Genomic DNA, 21,347 nt, shown 5'->3' on the forward strand with positions numbered 1-21,347 from the left:
TGAGGTTAGCGGCACTCACAGAGATCGAACTTGCCGCCAACCTCATGATCAACGGGGGGGTCATCGGGGTGGGGTCATCGGGGTGGGTGGGTTAGCCGCGGTTTTGGAGCCAGCGGCGGAAGTCGGTCAGGGGGTTGTCGGGGGTGCGGCGGGGGTCGGGGAGCGGGTCGCGTTCGACCGGGCGGCGCGGGGTGCCGACGAGTTCGCGGCTGGGCGGGGTGAACGCCTGTGCCGGCTGGCCCTCGACCGCCGTGCCGATGATCCGGGCTACCGCGTCGATCACCCGGGCCTGCACGGCGGCGCCGACGGAGTCGGTCGGATCGTCCGGGTTGGCGGCGATACCGGCGACCGCGACCTGCGGGGTGTACCCGACGAAGCTCTCCGTGGCGGCCTGGTCGGAGCTGCCGGTCTTGCCGGCCACCGGGCGGCCGTCGAGGATCCGGTTCACGGCGGTTGCCGTGCCGCCGTTGCACTGCCCGAAGGCGGACTGCTGACCCACCGGGCAGCGCGCCGCATCGGTGGCGGCGCGGGCCACGTCGGGGTCGAGCACCTCGCGACAGTCCGGCTCGCCGACGGGCAGCCGCTGACCGTCCGGCGCGGTCACCGACACCACCGGCAGCGGCGAGCAGTACGTCCCCTCGGCCGCCACCGTGGCGTACGCGTTGGCCAGGTCGAGTGGGGTGGTGGCGGCCACTCCCAGGGTGAACGCGCCCCAGTCGGCCGCGTCGTTCTCGGCGAAGTCGGCGTCGGACTCGGCGCGGAAGGTGATGCCCAGCCGCTGGGCCATCTCGACCACCTTCTCCGGTCCGACCTGCTCGGCCAGCCAGACGAAGTAGGTGTTGACCGAACGGCCGAAGCCGTCCCACATCATCCGGTAGCCGTCCATCCACTCCGGGTTGGCGTTGGCCGGGCACCAGCGGCCGTCGCAACTGCCCTCCCCCTCGGCGGCGTACCGGGTGGGCAGCCGGCTGGGCGCGTCGAAGCCGGTGGACAGGGTCCGGCCGGACTCCAGCGCGGCGAGCATGGTGAACAACTTGAACGTGGAGCCGGCCTGGTAGCCGGCGACACCGGCACCACCGGAAATCAACGGGTTGACGGTGTTCGGGTAGTTGACCTGCCCGTCAGGGTTGCTGTCGAGGCTGTAGTGCCGGTTGACCGCCATCGCCAGGACGCGACCGGTGCCCGGCTCGACGGCGGCGATCGGCACGGCCCGCGGGTTGTCGTAGCCGTAGATGCCGGTGGCCTGGCGCTGCGCGGTGGCCTGGGTCTGCGGGTCCAGCGTGGTGACCACGCGGTAGCCGCCGCGTCGTAGTGCCTGCTCCCGCTCCTCCACGGTGTCGCCGAACCCCGGCTGGGCGACCCACCAGCGGCGCAGGTAGTCGCAGAAGAAGCCCCAGCCGTCACGCCCGCTGGTGGTGGCGGCGCAGCCGTTGGCCTGCTCGCTCGGGTCCAGCGTCAACTTCTCGGCCCGGGCCTCGGCGGCCTGATCGGCGGTGATCGCCCCGGTCTCGACCATGGAGTCCAGCACGTACCCCCGACGCTCCAACGCCGCGTCGACGTCGCCGTCGATCGGGCTGTACGCCTCCGGCGACTGCACCAGGCCGGCGAGCAGGGCCGCCTCGGCGAGGGTCAGGTCGGCCGGTGCCTTGGAGAAGTAGCGCTGGCTCGCGGCGGCCACCCCGTACGCCCCGGAGCCGAAGTACGCGATGTTGAGGTAGCGGTTGAGGATCTCGTCCTTGCCGAGGCGCTGCTCCAACGCGTTGGCGTACCGGATCTCCTGGAGCTTGCGCCCGATGGTCGGTTCGGTGGCCGCGGCCCGCTCTTCCGCGGTGCGGCTCGGGTCGGTCTTGAGCACGTTGCGGACGTACTGCATGGTCAGCGTCGAGCCGCCCTGCCCGGTGCCCTCGGTGACGTTGCTGACCACCGCCCGGAGCATGCCGCGCAGGTCGACCCCGCCGTGGTCGTAGAACCGCCGGTCCTCGGCAGCCACGATCGCCTGGCGCATCACCGGCGCGATCTCCGCCAGCGCCACGTCGGTCCGGTTGACGTCGTAGAACGTGGTGATCAACGTCTTGCCGTCGCTGGCGTAGAGGTAGGACCGCTGCGGGGTGGCCGGGGTCCGCAACGCGTCGGGCAACGCGGCGTAGTTGCCGAGTGCCGCCTTCGCGGCGAACCCGAGCAGCAGGTTGCCCGGCAGCGCGGCGACCGCCAGGACCAGGCCGGCGAGCACGCCGGCCAGCACGACGGTGAACAGCCGCGACAGCGGCGTAGGGGTGGCCATGGTCCCCAGGATTGCCGCGAAAGCCACCTTCCGGCCACCACAATCGGCCAGTTGTCAGGCAATTCACCGCTATTTGCCAGCCACCGCCGTGCTGCTCAGCCCCCGAAGACCCGATGCCAGCTGATCAAACCCGGCAGCAGGAGCACCGCGCCCACCAGGGACAGCACGGTCGAGACCAGCGGCAACCGGGCACGACGCAACGCGCGGCTCAGATACTCCTGCCGAATCTCCTGTTTCTCTGCCTCACTGAAGTCACGGTCGATGTAGAGGTCCGCCTCCCGCTCCGCCGCCTGGAACAGGTGCGCCGCCCAGGTGGTGAAGGCCGCGGCAACCACCCAGAGCGCCGCGTCCAGCGCCACCTTCGCAGTGGACACCTGCGGGTCCGGTGGCCCCGTCGACACCGACGTCAGCATGTTGATCCCCGCTCCGGCGAAGAGCCCGGCGAGGAAGTTCAGGGTCGACGGGGCCGGGATCGCGACGCTCACCGGCCCGCCTCCGACGGCGCTTCGGGCCAGGGCAGGTCGGGCCAGGCCGTGCCGCAGATCCGCTTGCCCAGTGCCTCGATGCGTTCCAGGAGGTCCACGCTGACGTTGTTGTCGAGCTCGGTGGCGAGGGCGGTTAGCTCTGCCCGGTAACCCAGCAGTTCACGGAGCTTCTCCTGTACCGCCGGCGTCTGCACCGTCCCGTCCCGCTTGGCGATCTGCTCGCGGATGGTGCCTTCGATCTGTTCGACGCCACGCCGCCAGGCACGCAGTTGCTGGGTGGTCAGCGGTACACCGGTCGGCGTCAGGACAGTCTCGGGCAGGACGGGTTGCGTCCGGGGCTCAGCCGGGTCGGGCCGCCCGTGGTTGAGCACCTCGCCGATGAGCTTGAGGCTCTCCATCTGCACGATCCGCCAGACGATGTCGGCCAGTTGCGCGGCCACGAACGGGATCCGCAGCCGCTCCTCCGGGGCGGTCGGCAGCAGGGTCGGGGTCCGCATCGCCCGCAGCACCCGCTGGAACAGGGTCTGGAGGTGGTCGCGGGTGCCGGCGGCGGCTTCCGTGCAGAGCAGGTTCGCCTCCAGCACCTGCGACAGGTCGATCTCGCGACCGGCCACGGTCCACTCCTGCTCCCGACCCATCAGCCAGGTGTGTGCGGTCTCCATCGCCTGGTGCATCGGCGTGCCCGCGCGGACCAGGGCGCTGAGGCACATCGCGGTGGTGGCCTCGTCGCGGTTCCAGGTGCCCGTGCCGCTGCGCCACCAGTTGTCGAACGGCCCGCCCTCGGCCACCCGGCGCAGCAGCCAGTTGCAGGCGTCGCGCACCACCGGATGGTCGACGCGCAGGTTGGCCTGGCACAGACCGAGGACCACCCGGGCAGTCACCCAGGGCACCCGGGCCGGGTAGAAGTTGCCGTCGGCCTCCTGCGCCCGGGCCGCCACCTCCACGAGTTGGTCGATCCGGTCCTGCTTGCGAAAGCGGGCCGGCGCGGAGCCCTCGAAGCCGAGCAGCAGACCGAGCACCCAGTTGCGGTACATCCGGTCGGGGTCCAGCTCGTCAGCGGTCATGCCGGCCAGGTGCGGCGCCCCGCCCAGCAGCGCGTCCTCCTGGGCCATCGACCGCTGGATCTCCTCGAAGTCGGCGAAGTCGGCAGTCACCGCCCCCACCGGTTCGGGAAGCGCACAGCCCGGGTCGTGGTAGCTCCACCGCTCCCGCACCCAGTCGGCGATCGCCTGCCACGCCTCGTCGTGACTGAGCTGATGCAGGGCGCTGGCGGCGAAGACCCCAGCCCCCAGGTTGTCGCTCCAGGTCGAGTCCTCGGCGCTGCGCTGGCTCAACGAACGGCCGAGCCGGGTCAGCGTGTCCCAGGTGGTCACCAGGTAGAGGCTGTCCCGGCGGACCTCGTCGGGCGAGATGAGACTGTCCAGCCGACTCAACGTGGCCTTCATCAGCCGGTCGCCGCCGCGTTGCAGGTGCAGCCAGACGATCCGCTCCGGACGACTCCACCGCCGGTCGGCGTCCCACTGGTTGCGGGCCCGGTTCATGACCAGTTGTGCTCGTCGCCGCGAACCGATCTGGTACGCGCCGTCGATCTGGAACACCAGCCCGGCGTCCCGCAGCTGCTGCAACGGCTCCCGCAGGTGCCCCGCCTCGCGGACCGCCATCTGCAACTCCAGCATGCCCAGGCAGGCCAACCGGTACAGGGCCTCCTGCCGTCCCGTCCCGGTCACCTCGCGGGTGTAGTACTCCTCCAGGTCCGATTCCGTCGGTACCCGGCCCAGAGCGTCGGACAACTCGATCGCGGTGAGCGCGATGTGGGCGTCCTCGCGGGCCAGGGAACGGATCCTCGGCCAGCGCTGTTCATCGATGCCGCTGTCCACCAGGAGTTGGTTGACCAGTTGCCGTCCCTCCGCCAGCACCGGTGTGAGGGCTCGGGCCGGCTCGCCCCGACGCAGGATCTCGGCGGCGGATTTCCAGCTCGTGGCCAGCACCTGCAGGTGCAGACCGAAATCGCTGCGCAGCCGCTCCACGCAGTCGAACAGCTCGTTGCGCACCGGCAGGTTCGCGTGCAGATTTTCCATCACCACGAGGTACGTGCCGGACCGGCTGCGCTCCTGCTCCAGCATTGCCAGCACGATCGACGCCGGCCCGTCCGCCGGGTCGCTGAGATTCAGCCACACCACCCCGTCGCCCTGGGCCAACCGCTGCTCGACGACATTGGCCACCAGCGCCGACTTGCCACAACCGTGGTCACCGACCACGACCACGTCCTGCCCCGCCTCCAGCATCTCGTCGACCTTGATCGAGCTGGGGGTGATCCGATGCAGACGGGCGTAATAGTCCATTGTGGTCTGGTTCGGAAGCTGTGCGTGCCCGACCCGCTTGGGCTGCCACCAGTCGCCGAGCGTCTCTCCCCACTCGACCAGGGCGTAGCTCAGCAGCACCAGCGGGGAGACGCCGACCGACACGGCGGCGACCCGGACCGCCGCTTCGGGAAGCCACACCTGCAACGGCTCACCTGGAGTCTCGACCCGCACCATCAGGCCATGCACACCGTTGACGAACTGCCTGGTCACCTCAGTGGAGACGTGCAGCGCCGCGCGCCTGCCGTTCGGCAGCGCCGTCTGCGCGAGCAGATCCAGCCGCGCGGCATCGAGAAGTTCGAGGATGGTGGCGTCCGAGCCGAGGGCGCTCACCGCTTTCCAGCCGGCGGGTGGTTCGACCGTCGTCACCGGCGTACCCCCTCCTCCGGCGGCTCACCCTCGGTCAACCGGCGGTCACCGGGACACTTTCGATGCTAACCGCCGAGTCGGGCACTGTCGTCATGGGACAGCGCGGCGCAGAGCCGGAGGTACTTGGTGCGTACCAACTCGCCGTCGACCTCGCCGACGTCGGTCTCGGCGAGGGTGAAGCCCCGATGGCCGAACGCCGCACGAACGTCGTCGGCGTCGCCCAGATCGTGACTTACCATCCGGGTGGCGTACCGACGCACCGCCACGGACAACTCCTCCAACTGCACCTGGAGCAGCCCGCGCCAACTGGCGGCACGCTCACGGAACCGCAACTCGAAGTCGTCGACCAGGTCGGTCACCTGGTGCCGGTTGTCCAGCTCGTCGGCGCTGGGCCACTCGTTGCCGGGATGCAGCCGCACAGTGGTGACCACCGTGCCCCCGGGGCGCAGCAACGCCGACCAACTGTCGATCACGGTAGCCGCCGTGGTCCGGTCGAAGCGGGTCAGAAAGGCGTCGGCGACCACCAGATCGTACTTTCCGTCCGCCGTCAGCTGACGCACCGCCTCCGGGCAGGTGATGTCGGCCTTGTGTCCGTGGATCTCGGTACCCAGTTGTCTGGCGTACCACTGGCAGGCCAGCAGCGGGGTCTGGCACTTGTCCACCACGTGTACGTCCAACTGGCCCGGCAGCTCGCCGGTCGCCGACCGGATCGCGTCCAGCACGAACGCGAGCGTCGTGTAGTCGGCCGTGCCGCTGATCAGCACCCGCCGGGCGCCACCGCGTACGGCCTCGATAAGCCGTCGGCTGTAGAACTCCGCGTGCCACTGCGGGCTGCTCACCATGTCGAAGAGCCGCAGATACTGCCAGGCCGAGTGGTACCAGGAACAGTTGGCGCTGTCCTGGTGCGAGGGGCCGCACGACATGGGTGCCATCGCGTAGAGCATCTTGGCCGACTGGAGCAGGGAGCCGGTGAGTTCCGGTCCGGGCGCGGGCTGCTCCTCCCGGTTCGCCGGAACCCGGCGCATCAGGGCCTCCCAGAGCAGGCTGGCCCGTTCCACGTCCTCGGAGTGCCGGCTGACCACCCAGGACGTCATGCCGTCGCGGCCCAGTTCCTGACGCACCACCACCTGGCGGTCGATCAGCCACATGCCGGTCATCGGGACCTGGGTGGCCTCACCACCGATGCGCACCGCGACCTTCACCGGGTGCAGGTGATGCTGGCGGTCCTCGTCCACCTGGCGGTCGACCTCGGCGCTACCCACGTCCTCGCCGGGCACGAGGTACATCCGGCGGATCGTCGCGCGCCGCGCCAACTGCCCGAACACCGCCCGGGAGAACAGGTCGGCCGGCCGACCGACCGCGGAGTAGGGCACGATCTGGCACAGCTCCCGGTGCACGCCGGAAGCCAGGCCCTGGATCAGTTCGTCGACCGCGGCGCCGGGCAGCCGTACGCTCTGCGGGTCGGTGCCCTCGTAGGACGCCCGGAAGAACACGTTCGCTCGACGGGCCCGCTCGATCAGATCGGCGGGCGACACCTGTGCCGTGGCATTTCCAGGCTCGGTCATCCCGGCCCCTCCCTCACCGCCACGACGCTGTCACGACCAGGTGGGTCCCACCCGGTGCTTGGACAGCGTCGCGGACCTGCCAACCTGCCTCCCCGACGGCAACGATGACGTCACGGGTACGGAACCTGCGGGACTGGAAACAGCGAATGCGGTGCCCGGCGGGCAGCGGCACGCCGTCCAGACACACCGACCGACGTAGCACCGCCTCGCCCACCACCACGTCGTCACGCCAGCTCAGCGCGAACTCCAGATCGGCCTCGGCGAGGCCGGCGGCCAGCAGCGGTTGCAGTGCGGCGTCGCGGAACTCCGGAGACCGGTACGGGGCGAGGGCCGTGTCCGGCGCCGGACAGCCCGCCGCACCGAGAGCGACGCTGAGCAGCAACACGTCACCGGTACGCAACGCGTCGTGGATGTTCGCGAGTACCTCGACGGGGCTCTCGACGTTGCCGAGGGTGTGCCCCAGCAGGCAGCCCACCACGGGGCCCGGTCCGACTCGCCACCGCTCCACGCTGCCGGAGGTGCCGTGCTCAATGTCCCACACGTGTGAGTCAACGCTCATCCGGTCGCCCGCGAAGCGGGCGAGCCGGGCGCAGGCGAGCCCGAGCAGGGTCTCGCTGAAGTCGAGTGCCAGATATCGCTGGCAGGGCAGTCCCCGGTCGGCCAGCCGGTCGAGGAAGGCCCGGCTGCGGCCGCCGTTGCCCGGCCCGATCTCGGCCAGCGCGAGCGCCCCGGCAGCCACCACGCCGGTGGCGACCAGGGCGTCCGCCTCGTGCCGGGCCGAGGTCAGCATGCTGAGGTAGCCGGCGGATCGGGCGTACGCGTCGTGGGTGTGTGCGGCGCTGCCGGCGTAGGCGAACTTGAGTGGCACCTGGCCGACCCGAATGGCCCGCACCACGGCCGCGCGATGCGGCTCGCGCTCGAAATAGGGCGGCGCGGAGCGGGTCGGAGAAAAGAGCCGGCGTCCCGCGAACGACGATGAACGAAGCGTCCCGGCGTCACCGGTCACACCATGCGCGCATCTCGCCTCTGCCACAACGTCCTCCGACGAGGTCAGAGCCAACCGCCGATTACCCGACAATAAGCGTGAGCCGCAACCTCACGCACCCTTTCTGGCGCCTCATTTCGCAATCTGCAATCCGTACGCCGACCAAGGAACTATCTAACACGATAATGCTGCAATGAGATCCATCGATCGGTTGAGCGGTTTTCGGCCGAACGGAGGATGGTTGATATCACCGCGGTTGGCCCGCGCCTTCCGGCGCATCTCCGCGCCCACAGCGTTCGAGCAGCTGGGCGACCGCGTCACGAGCCGCAGCCGTGAAGGTGGTCGGCGTGAACACGTGTCGCTGCCAGTCCCCCTGGAGCCCACCGATGTCGTCGACACCCTCCTCCACCAGCAGCACCATGTACTTGCGGTACGCGAGCGCGGCACCCTTCTCCTCGATCAGCCAGGCGCTCGTGGCGTACCTCTCCTCGTCTCCGGCGAACCGCCGGGCCCTCGTCATCAGCGACACGAAGAACTCGCACTCGCGGATCCGGTTGAGCACCGCCGCTCCCACGTACCCGTCGGCCCGGCGGCCGGTGACAACGGTGAATCCCCGATCTTCCAGCAGGCCGGACAGCCCTCGCACGTAGCCGTCCTCCTCGGCGAAGCGGTACGACAGAAAGACGCTCGCGGGTGTGCTGGTCGGCCGCACCAGGTCCGAGCGCGCCGCCTCCAGGCTGCGGGTCTCGTCGACGTCCTCGATCAGTTGTTCCAGAGTGTCGTCGCCGGTGTCGGCCGCGATGTCCCTGACCCGGTCGAGCAAGCGACCGGTGCGCGAGGTGCCGGTGGCCAGTAACCGAAAATCCCGGCACTTGACCAGCATCGCCTCGGTCTCCGCGGCCAGCATCTGCGCCGGGGTCCGCTTGTCCAGGGCGTACATCTCCTTCAGCCCGCTCCGCGCCCCCCGGTAGAACATGGCCGCGTGGTCCTCCACCGTCGCCAGGTCGACGTACAGCACGACGGCGATACCGGCCGCCGACCAGCCGAGCGCCAGGTCGCCGGTACGGGTCAGCCCGGTCGCCAGCGGATCGACGATCACCACGTCGAAGCTGTCGTTCGCGACGGCGCGTTCGGCCTCGTCGAGGCTCTCCTCCACCACCACCCGCTCCACCAGGGGGCTGTTGGTCAACTCCTGGTAGAGCTGCCGGACGGCGGGAACGGAGTCGCACAACAGCACGGTCAGTCGAGACAACGCAGGCACAGCATCGGCTCCATGAATATCTCACCAGCGGGAAATGAGCACCCATGGTGCCATGGCGATGAACGGGAACACCTCGGGGAAATGTCCGTCGACAACAGCCGAACGGCCCCTGCGACCACCGAACTGCCCGGTAGCCCGATCAAACGTTTCCGTTCCCGCCCGAAGAAGGGCGACGCCCGCCGATACGAATAGCCCTGGGTCCGGAATCCGACAGTTTCGCGCGTCGGGTTACCGTCGAATCCAGTCCCCGGCCACCGTCATTTCCTCTCCGGTCGACGCGGTCAGGCCGCGCCGAGCGGGCCGGTGCCGCCCGGGCCGAGCGGGCCGGACGGACCGACGGTGGCGACGCTGGCGCTGGTGGCGTCCTGGAGAATCTCCCGAGGCAGCAGCCGACCCGAGCGGTAGCAGATGCCAATGCCGGAGATCAACACGAAGATCGCCCCGAAGGTCTGCAACGAGCCGATCAAGGCACCACCGAGGCCGAGCAGCGGGCTCGCGATCATCAGCATCACCCCGTCACCGATACTGAACATCCCCGAGCGGGCCACCGCCCATCCGGTGAGCAGCCAGCCGGCGCTGTAGCAGGTGGCGCCGACCAGCACCAGCGACCGGGCGGTGGCGCCGAAGACCGGGGTCTGCTCGGACAACCCCGCGAAGGGCAGCATGAGCACCGTCCCGGCGATGCTGACCAGCAGGCCGGCCACCGCGGCGTGCCGGCTGCGGGTGGCGGCGAGCAGCCCGGTCAGCCCGAGCAGGGCCAGCAGGCCGAGCCAGACCGCGGCCACCCAACCGATCAGGTACAGCGCCCGGCCGTCGGCCGGGTACGGGTCGTTACCCACCCCGCCGTCGCTGGCCATCGCCACCGCGCCGTAGAGGATCGCGTACGCCGGCAGCAGCCAGACCGCGGCCCGGGCCAGCCGCCGCAGCGACCAGGCCCAGCTGGCGTTGGTGGCGGGTCCGGGTGGTGCCGGCTCGTCGATGAAGGGAAGGACGCCGAACCCGCCGCCGGTACGCCGGGTGCCGACCGGCCCCTTCGGGTCGTGGGCTCCGGGCACCTCCGGCGTGGACCACAGCCGCCGCACCGGCTCCATGCGTCACCTCGCTCACCTGCGGACGGTGCCGGGACACGCCGAGGCGCCCCGATGCCTGGTCACCACCCGCACTAGGACCGATGGTGGCAGGCACCGGGTCGCCTCATGAGCCTTTCTCGCATTTGTCGTCAGGTTCGAGCCCGGCCGGCGAAACCCGGTCCCGACGCCGCGCGAGACCACCGGTCAGACATCCCGCCGGGGCCCCGCCGGCAGGGTGCCCGAGTTGCGGCATCCCGGGCCGATCAGCCACGCGAAGACCGCGAGCTGCGGCATCCCGCACCCACCAGCCACGCGAAGACCGCGAGTTGCGGCATTTCGCGCCGTCTCGCGGAGGCGGAGGCGGCGAACCGGGCCAGAACGCCGAACCGGCCCGAACCGCCGGAGCGGTTCGGGCCGGGCACCGGATCGGGTCAGCCGCGCTCGCGCTGATCCGAGGTGTCGTTGAGCAGAGCGGCCGGAGAGACCGGCTCCGGCGCGGGCAGCCCCTGCGGGCTGTTGCCGCCGGTGGCCTGCGCCTCGGCCACGCGTACCTCGTTGTGGATCTCCTGGGCCGCCGCGGCGGCGGCCTGGGCGGCCTCCGCCGCCTCCCGCTCGACGGCGCTGGCGTCGTCGGAGGCCTCCTTGCTCGGCGCGTCACCAACCATCTGGCCCAGGCCGCCGAGTGCGCCGCCCATGCCCTCCAGGGCCTTGGTCAGCTCGGTCGGCACGATCCACACCTTGTTGGCCGTGCCGTTGGCGATCTGCGGCAGGGCCTGGAGGTACTGGTAGGCGAGCACCTTCTGGCTCGGGTTGGCCTGGTGGATGGCGTCGAACACGGTACGGATCGCCTTCGCCTGACCTTCGGCCTGCAGGATCCGGGCCTGCCGGTCACCGTCGGCGCGCAGCACCGCCGCCTGCTTCTCACCCTCGGCCGAGAGGATCTGCGACTGCTTGTGACCCTCGGCGTTCAGGATGGCGGCCCGGCGGTCCCGCTCGGCGCGCATCTGCTTCTCCATGGAGTCGCGGATGCTCGGCGGCGGCTCGATCGCCTTGATCTCCACCCGGGTCACCTTGATGCCCCAACGGCCGGTGGTCTCGTCCAGCACACCGGAGAGGTGCCGGTTGATCTCCTCCCGGCTGGTCAGCGCCCGCTCCAGGTCCAGCGAGCCGATCACGTTACGCAGCGTGGTGACGGTCAGCTGCTCGATCGCCTGGAGGAAGTTGGAGATCTCGTAGGTGGCCCGGACGGAGTCCACCACCTTGAAGTAGAGGACGGTGTCGATCGACACGACCAGGTTGTCCGAGGTGATCACCGGCTGCGGCGGGAAGCTGACCACCTGCTCGCGCATGTCGACCTTGGTACGCACCGCGTCGACGAACGGCACGAGGATGTTGAGGCCAGGGTTCAGCGTGCGCTTGTACCGGCCGAGCCGCTCGACGACGTCCTGACGCTGCTGCGGCACGATCCGCACCGACTTGGCCAGGGTGACCACCGCGATCAGCGCCACTGCTATCAATAGGGCGGGAACTACGAACTCCATCCGTTCACCTTTCCGCTTCGGGTAGCTCACCGGGAGTGGTGACGTCCCGCCAGACCAGGGCTACCGCTCCCTTGACCTGGATAACCTGCACCCGCTCGCCGGGTGCGAAAACCTGGGTGGCGTCGTAGGCGCGAGCGCTCCACACCTCGCCGTCGATCTTCACCATGCCCCGGTCAGCGTCCACGTGCTCAAGTACCAGGGCGGTGGAGCCCTCGATGGCCTCGACCCCGAAGGTCGTGTCGCCGCTGTCGGAGCTGGTCTGTTTGTGTCGTTGGATGACCGGTCGCGCGGCGAACACGGTCAGCGCGGAGACCACCGCGAAGACCACCGCCTGCACGGCCACCGGCGCACCCAGCGCGGCGGCACCCGCAGCGGCGAACGCGCCGACCGCGAACATGATCAAGAACAGGGTCGCCGTGAAGATCTCAGCGACCGCCAGCACCACACCCAGCACGATCCACAGCACGGCATCCACGTAACGATCGTGACATGTCCGTGCACGTGTCATCGAACTGTCATGATCTTAGAGCGATTCCACCCGACACCGAGGGAGACTTCGTGCCCCTGCGTCCCGAAACCGCCCGGCACGTCGACGCTCTGGTGGCCGACGCGCAGTCCGCCGGCCACGTACCTTCGCTGATCATCGGCGTGGTCCGCGACGGCACACTGGCCCATCTGGCCACCGCCGGCACACAGCCGCACCCCGACGCCGATCTCCAGTACCGCATCGGCTCGATCACCAAGACCATGACCGCCGTGCTGGTCATGCAGGAACGCGACGCCGGCCGGCTGGCCCTGGACGACCCGCTGCGCCGGCACCTGCCCGAGGCCGCCGCAGCCGACGCGGTCACCCTACGGCAGTTGCTCGGGCATGCCGGCGGTCTGCAACGCGAACCCGACGGCCCGTGGTGGGAACGCCGCGAAGGCGTCGACCTGAGCGCCCTGCTGGCCGGGTTCACCGCCGCGAAGGTCGCGCACCCGCCGCACCGCGTCTGGCACTACTCCAACCTGGCGTACGGGCTGCTCGGCGGGGTGCTGGAGCGGATCACCGGTACGCCCTGGGCGCAACTGGCGCAGGAGCGGATCCTGGAGCCGCTCGGACTACACCGCACCACCTACGCGGCCACCGAACCGTTCGCCCGGGGCTACGTGCTGCATCCCTGGCACCACACGCTGCGGGAGGAGCCACGAACCGACAGTCGGGCGATGGCGCCGGCCGGTCAGCTCTGGTCCACCGTCACCGATCTCGCCCGCTGGGCGGCCTTCCTCGCCGACTCGGATCCGGCCGTGCTCAGCCCCGCCACCCTCGACGAGATGTGCGCACCGGTGATCCTCAGCGACCTGGACGCCTGGCGCGGCGGATACGGCCTCGGCATCCAGCTCACCCGCGACGGCGACCGGGTCCACGTCGGGCACGGCGGCTCGATGCCCGGTTACGTCGCCACGCTGGCCGTGCACCGCCCCAGCCGCACCGGCGTCGTCGGCTTCGCCAACTCGTACGGCTTCCGCACCGGCGCGATCGGGCCACTCGGTCACCGGGTCCTCACCCACGTGCTCGATGTCGAGCCGGTACCGGTCCGGCCGTGGACGCCGGCCGAGGCCCCACCGCCGGCCGACCTGGCCCCGCTGACCGGCCGCTGGTGGTGGATGGGAACCGCGCTCGACGTCAGCTGGGACCGGGCGACCGGCGAACTGGTCGGCGCGCTGCGCGGCGACCGGATCAGCCGCTACGCCCGGGAGGGCCCTGACCTGTGGCGCGGCGTCAGCGGCGTCGAGCACGGCGAGGTGCTGACGGTGCGGCGCGACGAGGCGGGCCGCCCGGTCGCACTGGACATCGCCACCTTCGTCTTCACCCGTACCCCGGACGACGAACCCTGAGCGTCCCGCCGCGCCCGGACCGGCCGGGGCTGAAGGCGGGCGAGCGGGTGGCCACGCTGGCGTCGAGACCGTCACGCCGGGGTGGAGCGGACCACCACCGCCTCCGGCGCCGGTGGCGGCGGCGTCGGCGTCGGCCGCTGCCGGGACAGCCGACGCACCGCGGTGTTGAGCACCGCGATCAGCGGCACGGCGACGAGCGCGCCGACGATGCCCTCCAGCACCACTCCGGCGGTCACCGCCAGCACCACGGGCAACGGATGCAGCGCCACCGCCCGACCCATGATCCACGGTTGCAGGACGTTGCCCTCCACCTGCTGCACCACGATCACCGCACCGAAAATGATCAGTGCGGTAACCCAGCCGGCGTCGACCAGGGCCACCAGGACCGCGACCGCGCCGGACAGCGTCGCGCCGACGATCGGAATGAACGCGCCGAGGAACACCAACGCCGTCAGCGGGAAGGCGAACGGCACGTCGAACAGCACCAGGGCGATCCCGATGCCCACCGCGTCGATGAACGCCACCAGCACCGTGGCGCGTACGTAGGCGACCAGGGTCCGCCAGGAGGCACGCCCGGCGTCGTTGACCCGCCAGCGCGCGGCGACCGGAAACATCCCGACCAGGAACCGCCAGATCCGGTCGCCGTCCCGGAGGAAGAAGAACGTGGCGAACAGCACCAGCAGCGCGCCGGTGAACACCTCGACCACGGTGCCGGCGGTCGCGATCGCGTTGCTGGTCAACGCCTGCGAGTTCTCATTGATCCAGTTCTGCCCGGCCTCGATGTACCGGTCGAGCTGCCCGTCGGAGAGATTCAGCGGGCCGTCGCGCAGCCAGTCCTGGATCTGCCCGATGCCGGCCGCGGCGCTGGCGCTCAGCTCCGGCAGGCCCGCGATGAACTCGTTGACCATCAGGGTCAGCGTGCCGACCACCGCGGCCAACCCGCCGATGAGCACCACGGCGGTGGCCAGCGTACGCGGGAACCGGGCGCGCAGCAGCCAGCCGACTGCCGGTGCCAGCAGGGCGGCGAGCAGCAACGCCACAAGCAACGGGACGATGACGACGCGGATGGCGCCGAAGACCCGCAGCAACGCCCAGCCGACGATCCCGATGACGATGAGCCGCCACGACCAGGCGGCGGCGATGCGCAGACCCCTCGGCACGTCCGCGTCGTCGCGGCTCGTCGTGGACACCGCCGCGTCGTCCGCCGGCACAACCAGTTCCGGAATCAGCCGATCCCGCTCGGCCGCCCGCTCGGCGCGCCGCGCGTTCTCCCGCTCACGGGCCGCACGCACCGACTCGCGTCCCGTCGCGTACGCCTGACGCAACCGCTGTCGCAGCTGCCCTAACCGGCTCACGTGCGTACCCCCGGGGTGGTAGGGACCAGGCCGTTCACGGTAGCGGTCGACGACCGCGCCGGCGGGGCCGGCGGGTCAGTCCGGTTCGGTCACGAAGTCGATCAGCCGCTCCATCGCGTTGATCAGCGGCGTTTCCACGTCGGCGAAGCTGTTCACCCGGGACAGGATGCGCCGCCACATGTCGGCCGGTTCGGCGACACCGAGCGCGGTGCATACGCCTTCCTTCCAGGGCCGTCCCGGTGGCACCACCGGCCACGCCGCGATGCCCAGCGCGGCGGGTTTCACCGCCTGCCAGACGTCGACGTAGGGGTGACCGGTGACCAGGACGTGCGGCGAGTTGACCCGGGCCACGATGCGGCTCTCCTTGGAGCCGGGCACGAGGTGGTCGACCAGCACACCGAGCCGGCGGCCCGGGCCGGGGCCGAAGTCGCGTACCTCGGCGTCGAGGGCGTCGATGCCGGACAGCGGTTGCACCACCACACCCTCGATGCGCAGGTCGTCACCCCAGATCCGCTCGACGAGGGCGGCGTCGTGCACGCCCTCGACCCAGATCCGGCTGGCCCGGGCGACCCGGGCGCGTACCCCGTCCACCGCGACCGAGCCCGACGCGGTACGCCGCCGCGCCGCCGGCACCGACGGCCGGGTGGGCCGGCGCAGGGTGACCGGGCGGCCGTCGAGCAGGAACGCCGCCGGCAACAGCGGGAAGTTGCGCCGCCGGCCGTGCCGGTCCTCCAGCACGACCGCACCGGTCTCGAATCCGACGACCGCCCCGCAGAAGCCGGATTCGGCGTCCTCGACCACGAGGTCCGGTTCGGCGTCGACCTCCGGGGTCACCTTCCGCCGCCGCCAGTCCCCCGCCAACACGTCCTCGCCGTACCGCCGCCCCATCCCGTCACGCTAAGCCCGCGACCACCACGCCCCAACCCCGACACACCTCGCCCTACCCTCCCGATCGCGATCATGCAGTTGTGGCACCTGACAAAAGCCGTGAACATCGGCCAATCACCCACCACAACTGCATGATCGGCGCGACGGGGAGGCGGCGGCGCGGCAGTCGAGACACGGACGGGCGTCACCACGTACTCTTTCGGCATGTCCACCCCCGCTGCGGGTGCGGCCATCCTCGCGCCGCGCCGGTCGAGCCGGTTCGTTGCCTGGGTGCGCGCGTGGCGCGCCGGGCTGGTGCCCTTCGACGAGGTCGCCGACGCCGTCGCCGGCACCGAGGAGCACCTGGTCGCCGACGCGCCCGGCACCTGGACCGACGTACCGCTGCGGGAGGCGCTACCCACCCTGGCCAAGCTCTCGCCGGACGAGATCCGCCTGGTGCTGCCGGCGCCGGGTGACCCGCGCGGCCTGCCCGGCCCGGGTGACTTCGCCGGTGCCGCACTGCTCGCCGGCGAAGCCGTGATAGCCGGCCCACTGGGGCTGATCCCCGAGGTACGCGTACACACCTCCGGCTCCGGCGACACCTTCGAGACGGTGCTCTGGCGGGTGCATCCGCTACCGGCGAACGCTCCCGCAGCCTGCCTCACCCTGCCCGGCGCCGCCGAAGCGGAGGCGGAGCTGGCCGCCGCGCTGGCCGACACCACCGCCGCGCTCACCCGCCTCGACGTGGCCCAGTGGCGCCCGGAGCTGGCCGGCGCCCTGGAGGCGTTGCGTCGCCCCGACGGCACCACCGACCTGCCCCCCGGGTTCGACCCGCGCTCGCGCCGGCTGTTCGCCCGCGCCGCCGTGCTAGACCGGGTGCTCGCCCTGGCCGGGCACGCGGCACCCGGCGGCGCGGTCAACAACTACGAGGCCCAGCAGCGTGACGCCGCCCTGCGCCCGCTCACCGCCGCCTGCCGCCAGGCCCTCGTCGCCGCCTGCAACGCCCCCCTCCGCCCCTGACACCCCAGCACCCCAGCACCCCAGCACCCCAGCACCCCAGCACCCCAGCACCCCAGCACCCCAGCACCCGCGCGATCTTGCACTTTTCGTCAGGACAAGAGCGGGTGAATGCCGCATTGCGGCGACCAGAAGTGCAAGATCGCGGGGCTGCGGGGCTGCAGGGGTGGGGGGTGGGGTGGTGTTCAGGGGGTGTGGGCGGTGAGGAAGATCCGGACTGCCTCGTCGGCCCAGCGGTGCAGCGCCGCCTCGGGGAACGACGTGCGGACGGCGAACATCGCCTCGTTGAGCGGGATCGACAGGATCAGGTAGTTCAGGTACTGCGCCGCGAGCATCGGGTCTGACACGCGTAACCGGCCCCGCTCGGCGAGACGGGTGATGGCCCTGGCGAGGGTGGCGTGGCCACGTTCCGGCGCGGCGCGGTGCCACGCCCGGGCCAGTTCAGGAAAGCGGCCCGCCTCGCCGATCAGCATCCGACGCAACTGGAGCAGGTGCGGGGCGGTGACCGTGGCGATGTGCTCGCGGGCGAAGGCCCGCAGGTCGTGCGGCAGGTCGTCGGATTCCGCCAGGGCTTCGACGTACGCCGAGCCGGCCCGCTCGGCCTCGGCGATCGCGCCGGTGAACACCGCCTCGAAGAGGCCGTGTTTGCCGGCGAAGTGCGCATACACGGTCACCTTGGAGACACCGGCGCGGGCGGCGATCCGGTCCATTCCGGCGGCCACGTAGCCGTGTTCGAGGAACTCGGCCAGGGCCGCGTTGAGGATCCCGCGCCGGTTGACGTCCTTTCGCACCCTGCAACTGTACTGTACGGTTCAGTTCATGCCCACGGTCACCGCACAGGACGGCACGCGCATCGCGTACCAGCGCGAGGGTGCCGGCCCTCCGCTGATCCTCATCGACGCCGCCGGGCACTTCCGCGCCAACAGCCCACTCGGTGAACTCGCCGACCTGCTTACGACCGACTTCACCGTCTACCGCTACGACCGTCGTGGGCGTGGGGGCAGCGACGACACGCCGCCCTACGCCCCCGAGCGCGAGGTCGAGGACCTCGCCGCGCTGATCGCCGAGGCCGGCGCACCCACCGCGCTGTACGGGTACTCCTCGGGCTGCCTGCTCGCGTTGCACGCGGCCGCCGCCTGCCTCGACGTGCGACGGCTGGTCCTGTTGGAGCCACCGCTGAACGTCGACGGCGACGAAGCCGACCAACGGGCCTTCACCGCCGAACTGCGCCGACTGACCGGCACCGAGGCGGTGACGTTCTTCCTGACCTCCATCGGCGTACGCGAGCAGTTGCTCGCCGGGATGCGCGACACGCCACACTGGAACGCCATGGTCTCGGTGGCGCACACTCTGGCGTACGACAGCCTGCTCAGTGAGGCCACCGGGCCGACGGTGCTCGCCCGGGTGAGCACCCCGACGCTCGTCCTGCACAGCGCCGGCAGCACCGACGACCTGACCGAGATGGCCGCCGCCACGGCCGGCCTGCTGCCCGCCGCCGAGCAGCGCAGCCTGCCCGGCGAGTGGCACGGTGTGCCGGCCACCACCCTCGCCCCGGTGCTCACCGACTTCCTTCGCCGCGACGCGGCACGCCAGTGACCAGGCGCCGGCTCAGACCTCGTCGATCAGGTCGGCGACCGAGTTGACGATGCGGGAGGGGCGGTACGGGTAACGCTCCGCTTCCGCCCGGGAGCTGATCCCGGTCAGCACCAGGATGGTCTCCAGCCCGGCTTCCAGGCCACAGAGGATGTCGGTGTCCATCCGGTCACCGATCATCGCGGTGCTCTCCGAGTGTGCGTTTATCGTGTTCAGGGCCGACCGCATCATCATCGGGTTGGGCTTGCCGACGAAGTACGGCTCCACCCCGGTGGCCTTGGAGATCATCGCGGCGACCGAGCCGGCGGCCGGCAGAGCGCCCTCCACCGAGGGCCCGGTGGCGTCGGGGTTGGTGCAGATGAACCGAGCCCCGTCGTTGATCAGTCGGACCGCCTTGGTGATCGCCTCGAAGCTGTAGGTGCGGGTCTCCCCCAGCACCACGTAGTCGGGGGCGAAGTCGCTGAGCACGTAGCCCACCGCGTGCAGGGCGGTCGTCAGCCCGGCCTCCCCGATGACGTACGCGGTGCCGCCCGGCCGCTGATCGGCCAGGAACTGGGCGGTGGCCAAAGCGGACGACCAGATCGCCTGCTCCGGCACGTCCAGCCCCATCCGGGCCAACCGGGCCTGGAGGTCGCGCGGGGTGTAGATGGAGTTGTTGGTCAGCACCAGGAAGGGCTTGCCGGAGGCACGCAGCCGCTTGACGAACTCCGGCGCGCCCGGCACCGGCTGGCCCTCGTGCACCAGCACCCCGTCCATGTCGCTGAGCCAGCTCTCGACGGGCTTACGATCCTGCATGTTCATCCCCAGGGGTGTCGTCGGGTTCGCCGCGGCGGTCAGGACGGACGGCGGGACGGGACGCAGCAGACCGTGGGACAGGTGTCCCACATCGGCAGCTCACCCAGCCGACGGCGCAGCTCGGCGCCGTCCGGGTCGATCCGTTCCCGCACCAGTTCCCGAACCATGGTCACGTAGCGCTGGTCGGTGCCGGGGGTACCGGCGCGGACGAAGTCCACCCCGAGCCGCTTGGCCGTGTCCGACGCCTCGGTGTCCAGGTCCCACACCACCTCGAGGTGGTCGGAGACGAAACCGATCGGGCTGACCACCACGCCTGTCACGCCCTGTTCGGCGAGCGTCTCCAGGTGGTCGTTGATGTCCGGCTCCAGCCACGGCACGTGGGGCGGGCCGGACCGGCTCTGCCAGACCAGGTCGTACGGCAGGTCCGGGGCCGCTGCCGCGTGCACCAGCCGGGCCGTCTCGGCGAGTTGGGCGGTGTACCGGCCGCCGTGCGGGCCGGCGCTGTCGGCCGCCGAGGTCGGCACCGAGTGTGCGGTGAAGACGAGCCGGGTGCTGTCCCGCCGCGCCGGGTCGAGCTGGGCGAGCGCGGAGCGCACCGCGTCGACGTGCGGCTCGATGAACCCGGGATGATCCCAGAACTGGCGCAGCTTCTCGATCACCGGCGCGTCCGGGCCGACCGCCGCCCGCGCGGCGGTGATGTCCTCCTGGTACTGCCGGCACGAGGAGTACCCACCGAAGGCGCTGGTGACGAACGCCAACGCCCGTCGTACGCCGTCGTCGCGCATCTGGGCCACCGTGTCGGCGAGCATCGGATCCCAGTTCCGGTTGCCCCAGTACACCGGCAGGTCGAGCCCGTTGGCGGCGAAGTCGGCGCGGACCGCCGCCAGCAGGTCCCGGCACTGCTGGTTGATCGGGGAGACCCCGCCGAAGTGCTGGTAGTGCTCGGCGACCTCGGCCAGCCGCTCCGGCGGGACGCCCCGCCCCCGGGTCACGTTCTGCAGGAACGGCAGCACGTCGTCGGGCCCTTCCGGGCCACCGAAGGACACCAGCACCGCCGCGTCGTACGCCATGGGCCCATTCTTGCCGGTGGCCTGCGGCGTCCCGGCAACGCCCCCGGGTCCCGGTCGTAAACAGACGGGCGACCGCCGCGTCAGGCGCCGACCGCGTGGTAGCCGCCATCGACGTGCACGATCTCGCCGGTGGTCGCCGGGAACCAGTCCGACAGCAGCGCGAGACAGGCCCGGGCGGCCGGTTCCTGGTCGGTGAGGTCCCAGCCCAGCGGGGCACGTCCGGCCCAGGCGTCCTCGAACTGCTCGAAGCCGGGGATGGACTTCGCGGCCATGGTGCGCAGCGGCCCGGCGGCCACCAGGTTGCTGCGGATACCCTGCTTGCCCAGGTGCAGGGCGAGGTAGCGGGAGGCGGACTCCAGCCCGGCCTTGGCCACGCCCATCCAGTCGTACACCGGCCACGCCTGGCTGGCGTCGAAGGTCAGGCCGACCACCGAGCCGCCCGGCGACATCAACGGCAGCGCCGCGACGGCCAGGGACTTGTAGGAGTACGTCGAGACGTGCAACGCCGTCGCCACGTCCTCCCAGGAGGCGTCGAGGAACCCGCCACCGAGGCAGCTCTGCGGGGCGAACCCGATCGAGTGGACCAACCCGTCGAGACCGTCGACGTGCTCGCGGACCTTGTCGGCCAGTCCGGCGAGATGCTCGGGGTCGGTCACGTCCAGCTCGATCACGGGTGCCGGCTCGGGCAGCCGCTTGGCGATCCGCTCCACCAGTGACAGTCGGCCGTAGCCGGTGAGCACGACCTGGGCGCCGTTCTCCTGGGCGAGCTTGGCCACCGAGAAGGCGATCGAGGCGTCGGTGATGACGCCGGTGACGAGCAGCCGCTTACCGGCCAGCAGTCCGGACATTACGCTC

General features: G+C 71.0%; 18 protein-coding genes. 3 read left to right on the forward strand and 15 right to left on the reverse strand.

Annotation, left to right across the window (positions count from 1 at the left end; genetic code table 11):
- Positions 1-91: 91 nt before the first annotated feature.
- From ACFY2A_RS25710 to ACFY2A_RS25750, 9 genes are all read right to left on the reverse strand, one after another.
- Entirely contained in the window at positions 92-2,281 is a 2,190-nt protein-coding gene (locus ACFY2A_RS25710; protein ID WP_387175241.1) for a transglycosylase domain-containing protein, read from the reverse strand.
- A gap of 95 nt (positions 2,282-2,376) precedes the next feature.
- A complete protein-coding gene (locus ACFY2A_RS25715) occupies positions 2,377-2,766 on the reverse strand; it encodes a hypothetical protein (protein WP_363925255.1) in 390 nt (129 codons plus the stop codon).
- A complete protein-coding gene (locus ACFY2A_RS25720; RefSeq protein ID WP_387175244.1) occupies positions 2,763-5,495 on the reverse strand; it encodes a hypothetical protein in 2,733 nt (910 codons plus the stop codon). The genes ACFY2A_RS25715 and ACFY2A_RS25720 overlap by 4 nt, the downstream gene beginning before the upstream one ends.
- A 65-nt stretch (positions 5,496-5,560) precedes the next feature.
- Positions 5,561-7,060 (reverse strand): class I SAM-dependent methyltransferase, encoded by a 1,500-nt coding sequence (locus tag ACFY2A_RS25725; protein WP_387175245.1) that lies wholly within the window; start codon positions 7,058-7,060, stop codon positions 5,561-5,563.
- 13 nt (positions 7,061-7,073) lie between these two features.
- Positions 7,074-7,928, reverse strand: coding sequence for an L-histidine N(alpha)-methyltransferase (locus ACFY2A_RS25730; protein ID WP_387175247.1), 855 nt, complete (start codon positions 7,926-7,928; stop codon positions 7,074-7,076).
- A 364-nt stretch (positions 7,929-8,292) separates the two neighbouring features.
- On the reverse strand, positions 8,293-9,306 hold the full coding sequence (locus tag ACFY2A_RS25735; protein WP_387175249.1) for a hypothetical protein: 1,014 nt from the start codon (positions 9,304-9,306) through the stop codon (positions 8,293-8,295).
- Between the two features lie 281 nt (positions 9,307-9,587).
- Complete coding sequence (locus tag ACFY2A_RS25740) at positions 9,588-10,397, reverse strand: hypothetical protein (protein ID WP_387175251.1); 810 nt, start codon at positions 10,395-10,397, stop codon at positions 9,588-9,590.
- Between the two features lie 410 nt (positions 10,398-10,807).
- Entirely contained in the window at positions 10,808-11,917 is a 1,110-nt protein-coding gene (locus ACFY2A_RS25745; RefSeq protein ID WP_363925249.1) for an SPFH domain-containing protein, read from the reverse strand.
- 4 nt (positions 11,918-11,921) lie between these two features.
- Positions 11,922-12,392 carry an NfeD family protein gene (locus tag ACFY2A_RS25750; protein ID WP_387175253.1) on the reverse strand — a complete coding sequence of 157 codons (471 nt, stop codon included), beginning with the start codon at positions 12,390-12,392 and terminating at the stop codon, positions 11,922-11,924.
- Between the two features lie 83 nt (positions 12,393-12,475).
- Between ACFY2A_RS25750 and ACFY2A_RS25755 the strand changes: the two genes are divergently transcribed.
- Complete coding sequence (locus tag ACFY2A_RS25755; protein ID WP_387175255.1) at positions 12,476-13,795, forward strand: serine hydrolase domain-containing protein; 1,320 nt, start codon at positions 12,476-12,478, stop codon at positions 13,793-13,795.
- Between the two features lie 71 nt (positions 13,796-13,866).
- Here the strand turns inward: ACFY2A_RS25755 and ACFY2A_RS25760 are convergent, their stop codons facing one another.
- Positions 13,867-15,150, reverse strand: coding sequence for an AI-2E family transporter (locus tag ACFY2A_RS25760; RefSeq protein WP_387175257.1), 1,284 nt, complete (start codon positions 15,148-15,150; stop codon positions 13,867-13,869).
- Positions 15,151-15,225: 75 nt separating this feature from the next.
- Complete coding sequence (locus ACFY2A_RS25765; protein WP_387175259.1) at positions 15,226-16,038, reverse strand: DUF3097 domain-containing protein; 813 nt, start codon at positions 16,036-16,038, stop codon at positions 15,226-15,228.
- Between the two features lie 204 nt (positions 16,039-16,242).
- Between ACFY2A_RS25765 and ACFY2A_RS25770 the strand changes: the two genes are divergently transcribed.
- Positions 16,243-17,037 carry a hypothetical protein gene (locus ACFY2A_RS25770; RefSeq protein WP_363925244.1) on the forward strand — a complete coding sequence of 265 codons (795 nt, stop codon included), beginning with the start codon at positions 16,243-16,245 and terminating at the stop codon, positions 17,035-17,037.
- Between the two features lie 182 nt (positions 17,038-17,219).
- Here the strand turns inward: ACFY2A_RS25770 and ACFY2A_RS25775 are convergent, their stop codons facing one another.
- Positions 17,220-17,825: a TetR/AcrR family transcriptional regulator gene (locus ACFY2A_RS25775; protein WP_387175260.1), complete on the reverse strand. Its 606-nt coding sequence runs from the start codon at positions 17,823-17,825 to the stop codon at positions 17,220-17,222.
- A gap of 28 nt (positions 17,826-17,853) precedes the next feature.
- On the opposite strand from ACFY2A_RS25775, the gene ACFY2A_RS25780 reads away from it, so the two are divergent.
- The gene (locus ACFY2A_RS25780; protein WP_387175262.1) at positions 17,854-18,630 is read left to right on the forward strand and encodes an alpha/beta fold hydrolase; all 777 of its coding nucleotides are present in this window, start codon (positions 17,854-17,856) and stop codon (positions 18,628-18,630) included.
- Between the two features lie 12 nt (positions 18,631-18,642).
- Here the strand turns inward: ACFY2A_RS25780 and ACFY2A_RS25785 are convergent, their stop codons facing one another.
- The 3 genes from ACFY2A_RS25785 to fabI form a co-directional block, all read right to left on the reverse strand.
- Entirely contained in the window at positions 18,643-19,512 is an 870-nt protein-coding gene (locus ACFY2A_RS25785) for an HAD-IIA family hydrolase (protein WP_387175264.1), read from the reverse strand.
- Positions 19,461-20,492, reverse strand: coding sequence for a ferrochelatase (locus ACFY2A_RS25790; protein ID WP_387175266.1), 1,032 nt, complete (start codon positions 20,490-20,492; stop codon positions 19,461-19,463). Before ACFY2A_RS25790 ends, ACFY2A_RS25785 begins: the two co-directional genes overlap by 52 nt.
- Before the next feature lie 80 nt (positions 20,493-20,572).
- Positions 20,573-21,340, reverse strand: a complete 768-nt coding sequence (gene fabI, locus ACFY2A_RS25795) for an enoyl-ACP reductase FabI (RefSeq protein WP_363925267.1) — start codon at positions 21,338-21,340, stop codon at positions 20,573-20,575.
- Positions 21,341-21,347 lie beyond the last annotated feature (7 nt).

The organism is Micromonospora sp. NPDC000442 (assembly GCF_042898635.1).
GTDB lineage: Bacteria > Actinomycetota > Actinomycetes > Mycobacteriales > Micromonosporaceae > Micromonospora.

What these genes read in the sequence shown, in the direction of transcription:
- ACFY2A_RS25710 (WP_387175241.1), bottom strand. Translation starts at nt 2,281, where the DNA reads ATGGCCACCCCTACGCCGCTGTCGCGGCTGTTCACCGTCGTGCTGGCC.
- ACFY2A_RS25725 (WP_387175245.1), bottom strand. Translation starts at nt 7,060, where the DNA reads ATGACCGAGCCTGGAAATGCCACGGCACAGGTGTCGCCCGCCGATCTG.
- ACFY2A_RS25740 (WP_387175251.1), bottom strand. Translation starts at nt 10,397, where the DNA reads ATGGAGCCGGTGCGGCGGCTGTGGTCCACGCCGGAGGTGCCCGGAGCC.
- ACFY2A_RS25745 (WP_363925249.1), bottom strand. Translation starts at nt 11,917, where the DNA reads ATGGAGTTCGTAGTTCCCGCCCTATTGATAGCAGTGGCGCTGATCGCG.
- ACFY2A_RS25765 (WP_387175259.1), bottom strand. Translation starts at nt 16,038, where the DNA reads ATGGGGCGGCGGTACGGCGAGGACGTGTTGGCGGGGGACTGGCGGCGG.
- ACFY2A_RS25770 (WP_363925244.1), top strand. Translation starts at nt 16,243, where the DNA reads ATGTCCACCCCCGCTGCGGGTGCGGCCATCCTCGCGCCGCGCCGGTCG.
- ACFY2A_RS25780 (WP_387175262.1), top strand. Translation starts at nt 17,854, where the DNA reads ATGCCCACGGTCACCGCACAGGACGGCACGCGCATCGCGTACCAGCGC.
- ACFY2A_RS25790 (WP_387175266.1), bottom strand. Translation starts at nt 20,492, where the DNA reads ATGGCGTACGACGCGGCGGTGCTGGTGTCCTTCGGTGGCCCGGAAGGG.
- fabI (WP_363925267.1), bottom strand. Translation starts at nt 21,340, where the DNA reads ATGTCCGGACTGCTGGCCGGTAAGCGGCTGCTCGTCACCGGCGTCATC.